Annotated in this window: 2 protein-coding genes; one reads left to right on the forward strand and one right to left on the reverse strand. The window is 59.5% G+C overall.

The genetic code is table 11. From position 1 onward, the window contains the following. Positions 1 to 156: 156 nt before the first annotated feature. Complete coding sequence (locus NW818_RS13070; protein WP_414389885.1) at positions 157 to 1,278, reverse strand: LptF/LptG family permease; 1,122 nt, start codon at positions 1,276 to 1,278, stop codon at positions 157 to 159. Between the two features lie 254 nt (positions 1,279 to 1,532). Between NW818_RS13070 and NW818_RS13075 the strand changes: the two genes are divergently transcribed. Continuing rightward, positions 1,533 to 2,450: a pyruvate kinase gene (locus tag NW818_RS13075; RefSeq protein ID WP_414424798.1), complete on the forward strand. Its 918-nt coding sequence runs from the start codon at positions 1,533 to 1,535 to the stop codon at positions 2,448 to 2,450.

A 2,450-nucleotide genomic window follows, 5' to 3' on the forward strand; every position in this document is an offset into this window, starting at 1 on the left:
TATTATTGACTAGAGTCATGCTCCCCCCAAGATCAGCAGGGCTAATCCGCCAAACATCCAATTCATCCAAGCTTGAACTTCCATGGGGGAGCTCTCCAGAATACGAGAATCCATTGGGCAGTTTTATCCTACATCTGGAGAAACGGTGCCCAGCAGCTACTGATTGGCTCGGTAAAGCAACCCCAGCCCTACGGCGGCACAGATCAAGTTGGGCAACCAAGCCGCCATTGCTGGCCCCAGCGTCCCAATTTGTCCCAGCGCCTGGGTGATGAACAGCAGCACATAGAAGGCAAAGATAATCAGCACACTGATGCCCAACCCCAAAGAGGAACCGGTGCGCTGCGGGCGCAGCCCCAAAGGCACCCCAATCAGGGTAAACGCCAGACACGCGAAAGGAATGGCATACTTTTGGTTGAGGCTGACCTGCAGACGGCGCACCCGTTGCAGATCTCCAGAACTGGCGATCACCTCGATGTAATGCTTCAGCTCCCGAATGTTCATTTCCTCAGGGCTGCGAATCTCCTGAGCCAGCTCCAGCGGCGCGCGAGGCAGACGCAACTCCTGCCGGCTGAAGGTGGCAATGTTGCTGTAGGTGCCATCCGGAGAAACGATGTAGTTGGTGCCATCCTCAAACACCCAAAGATTCTCTTGGGGATCCCAGCGCCCCCGCTGGGCCAGCAGAATTTGGTTGAGCGCCTCGTTGGAAAAATCCAGGACGATAATGCCGCGCATTTGCTTTCCATCGAAGCTGCGGGCGTAGAACTGACGGGTTAGCCCTTGTCGCCGGGAAAAGGTGCCGTCTGGCTCAGGCATGAGGATCTCGCCAAATTCTTGGTAGAGGATATTCTCCCGCCGGAAGTCCGGATCCCGATTTAAAGCTCGATTCAAAGTCGTGGCCGCTTGGCGATTGCTCACCGGCACCACCAGCTCATTGAACAGAAACGTTAACGTCGTCACCAGCAAGCTGAGGACGAGGGCAGGCACCATGAGGCGGTAAAGGCTCACCCCGCATCCGCGCAAGGCCGTGATTTCGCTATCGGCAGACAAGCGCCCATAGGCCAGCAACGTCGCCAGCAACATGGACATCGGGAACGTCAGGACGATGATCCCCGGCGCCCGCAACACGAACACCTGTAACGCCGCCGAAAGCGACAGACCCGCTTCCACCACCAGGCGCACCAGCTCGAACAGGGATCCCACCGCCATCACCAAGGTTGTGAAAGCTCCCACCCCAAAGAGAAACGGCAGCAGCATCTCCGAGAGGACATAGCGATCCATCAGGCCCACCGCGCAAACGAGGGAGAGCCTGTGGTCAGGCCGCTCGCGGGAACGGGCAGGAGGGAGAGAATGAAGTTTCACGCAACCCAAGGAAGTAGTAGGCAGGACAGCCGAAGGCTGTTAACGACTCTAGACCGGAACACTGGGCAATGAAAGGCTATCGCCTTCCTTTCTCAACCTAACCCGCCTATGATCGACCCCAAGTAAGCTCAGGCATAGAATTGGGCCGGGTTTGTCTTGGGAAGACTTTCGACATGGTTTCCTCCTCTTCCCCCTCCTGCAATCTTAGGAGTTTGCTGGAGCGGCTCCTGGAGCTGCGGCAGCAGGTTGTAGAGGGATCCCAGAAATACTTGGCCGCTTGGGGCTGCCTTACGAGCCCTCCTGCGGCCATCCACAACCTGGCGCGCTACCTGGCGCTGCGCCAACAGGATCTGCGCAGCTTGCAACTGGAGCTGGCGGCTGCGGGGCTGTCCTCGCTGGGGCGCTGTGAGTCGCGGGTTCTGGAGAGCCTGGATGCGGTGATTGCTATTTTGGCAGCCACCCAGGGTTTGACCCATACGGCACCCAGCTATGAAGAGTTTTACGCCGGGGATACGGCACTAGAGCAGCACGCCGAGGCGCTGTTTGGCCCCCCTTCTCCCCATCGCCGCGCGCGCATCATGGTGACCCTGCCCAGCGAAGCCGCCGAGCAGCCGGAGCTGTTGCTGCAGTTGTTGGAGCGGGGCATGAACGTGGCCCGCATCAACTGCGCCCACGACGAGCCCTCGGTGTGGGAGAAAATGGTGGCCCACTTGCGCCAGGCCGAAGCCCAGACCCAACGGCGTTGCAAGATTTTGCTGGACCTGGCTGGCCCCAAGATCCGCACCGGCCCAGTGGCCATGCCCCCCGGCAAAACCAAGGTGTACCGCGGGGATCGCATCCTGCTCACCGCGAAGGTTCCTGAGGCCAGCGCCGATATCTCCTGCCAGGTGACCTGCAGCCTGCCGGAGGTTTTGGCGCACCTGCAAGTGGGGGCAACCGTTTGGATCGACGACGGCAAAATCGGCGCCCGCGTGGTAAGGATCGAGCCGGCAGGCGTGGTGCTGGAGGTGGACAAAGTTGCCCCTCAGGGCAAGAAGTTGCGAGCAGAAAAAGGCCTCAATTTTCGTAAACTACCCGGCTCCGACCGCTAA

Source organism: Synechococcus sp. R6-5 (genome assembly GCF_047461775.1).
GTDB lineage: Bacteria > Cyanobacteriota > Cyanobacteriia > Thermostichales > Thermostichaceae > Thermostichus.